The organism is Mycobacterium sp., assembly GCF_049281135.1.
Classification (GTDB): Bacteria; Actinomycetota; Actinomycetes; order Mycobacteriales; family Mycobacteriaceae; genus Mycobacterium.
Genome location: NZ_JBAPRN010000466.1, coordinates 1 through 2,024, shown reverse-complemented (window position 1 = coordinate 2,024; position 2,024 = coordinate 1). Strand labels below are relative to the sequence as shown.

Below are 2,024 nucleotides of genomic sequence, written 5' to 3'. Positions count from 1 at the left end.
AGCCAGGGGAGCGCGGCCGGCTACCCGGACCGCGGCGTCGTCGGCCAATAGCTCAGCCAGCAGCTGCACCGCATCCAAAGCGCTTGCGCTGCGGACGAATCGGGGAAACGCCGCGTGCGCGGCGGTGAACGCCTCGAGTACCAGATCGTGGCGGGCGCGCAGGTGGGCACGCTCATGACCGAGGATCGCAGCAACCTCGGCCTCGGCGAGCGAGTCGAGGGTGCCCTCGCTGACCACCACGCGGCCGCGTACGCCGGGCAGGCAGTAGGCCAGCGGCTGCGCCACTTCCAACACACGCAGGTCACGATCTCGGGCGCAGGCCCGCGCGGAGGCCGAGGCCGCATCGGACGACAGGCCGAGCAGGTCAACCAGCATGCGGTGATGGGCCCGCCGTCGACGCGTCGAGACGGCGACTCGGATGACGGCCACCGCCAGACGTGCGCCGATCAGCAGCGTGAGCGCGAACACCGCGACGTCCAGCAGCCATAGCGGCCAGCCCAGCCGACCGATCTCGGCGGCCGGGCTCGCGGTTGGCCGCCCGTCAGCTCCGGGGACGAACAACCGACTGGCGATCGCGATTCCGGCGCTGAATGCCGACAAGACTGCGGCAACCGCAATTGCCTGCCAGAGCACCATCGCTGCGCGGGGGGCACGCAGTGGCCACGTCGCGCGAGCAAGCAAGGCGGGCACCGGGCCGACCAGCATCACCGCAAGCGTGGTGAAGGCCAGTCCGGACACTTTTTCAGTCTCCCTTAGTCCTCGGGCCGAGCGCTACCAGGCGGAGCTTTCCGATGACTTGATTCCAATTCGTCGAGCGCGCGCCGCAGCGCCTCGGCTTCGTCGGCGCCGACGCGTTCGACGAAGTGCACCAACGCGGCCTGACGGTCGCCGGAGTCCGCGGCCTGGTCCAGCGCGTCGACCATCAACCCCGCGACCAACTCGTCACGCCCGTGGACCGGCGCATATCGGTGCGCACGGTCGTCGCGGATTTGAGAGACGAGGTTCTTCTTGGCCAGCCGCTGCAACACGGTCATCACCGTCGTGTAGGCCAGATCGCGGCGCTCTGAGAGCGCCTCGTGCACCTGGCGCACAGTTTGCGGGTGCGGAGCCGACCACAAATGGTCCATCACGGCGCGCTCGAGGTCCCCGAGCCGCGTCTGCTTAGCCATGTCTGCTCATCTCCTTGGCAATACCGCCAGAGTACCCGCGCTTACTACCGACGGTCGTACCCCTCGTATCGGCGAGGATCGGAAAGTCGTGGTCCCACTGTCGTGCACCGACACCCTCGTAGGGTCCCCACAGCATAGAACTCCATTCTATGGTTAGGCTAACCTCACAAGAGGAGGTTTGCCCGTGACGATATTGATCGACGACCCGCTGATCTCGGCGATGGCCATTGCCCGCGTGCTGCCACTGCACGAGTCCGCACGGCGGCTGCGCGAACTGTATCCGCAGTGTCCTCGGGTCTACGGCGTCGCGGTGCTGGGCGACGTCTCCGTCCGCCGGTGGTGGCCGCTGACGTCGGCATTGAGCACCGATCGCCTGCAGACCATGTTCGACGCGGCAGCACTGGACATGGATCGGCGCAGTGCCGCAAGGCAATTGACGGCGACGCTAGTGCACACCGTGATCGGCCGGGTGGTCGCGCTGGTGGTGCTGGAGGCCAGGGCATGGGACACCGGGCTGGAGAACCTCTGGGTTCACGTCGACTCCGACGGCGTCATCGACTGGGCCGGCGTGGTCGACCCGACGGTGCGTGTGCTGTCCGATGATCCGACCGTCGCCGACAACGACGCCGTGGTGCGCCTGCCGAGTGAGGCGGCGCTGACGACCTGGGTCGCCCACCGTTCTCATCGCACCCTGGAACCGTTGTTCGCCAAGCTGCACGCGGTCAGTGGCGGCGCCCTCCCGATCGCGACGATGTGGCACATCGTCGGGTCGATGGTGGTGGCGGCCGCGACCCAGGTGCCGCAATTGGCCGGCGCCGACGAGTTGGCCGCGATGCGCCGCGGTCAGGCCGTGCT

3 protein-coding genes are annotated in these 2,024 nt (G+C 68.1%); 1 reads left to right on the top strand and 2 read right to left on the bottom strand.

All coding sequences use genetic code 11. From position 1 onward, the window contains the following. The coding region (locus tag WAN02_RS18795; RefSeq protein WP_422265753.1) for a M56 family metallopeptidase at positions 1 to 738 on the bottom strand (738 nt) is incomplete at its 3' end. 14 nt (positions 739 to 752) lie between these two features. Then, positions 753 to 1,169, bottom strand: coding sequence for a BlaI/MecI/CopY family transcriptional regulator (locus WAN02_RS18790; RefSeq protein WP_422265752.1), 417 nt, complete (start codon positions 1,167 to 1,169; stop codon positions 753 to 755). 184 nt (positions 1,170 to 1,353) lie between these two features. Between WAN02_RS18790 and WAN02_RS18785 the strand changes: the two genes are divergently transcribed. Further along, a partial coding sequence (locus WAN02_RS18785; RefSeq protein ID WP_422265751.1) for an iron reductase occupies positions 1,354 to 2,024 on the top strand: 671 nt, incomplete at its 3' end.

What these genes read in the sequence shown, in the direction of transcription:
- WAN02_RS18790 (WP_422265752.1), bottom strand. Translation starts at nt 1,169, where the DNA reads ATGGCTAAGCAGACGCGGCTCGGGGACCTCGAGCGCGCCGTGATGGAC.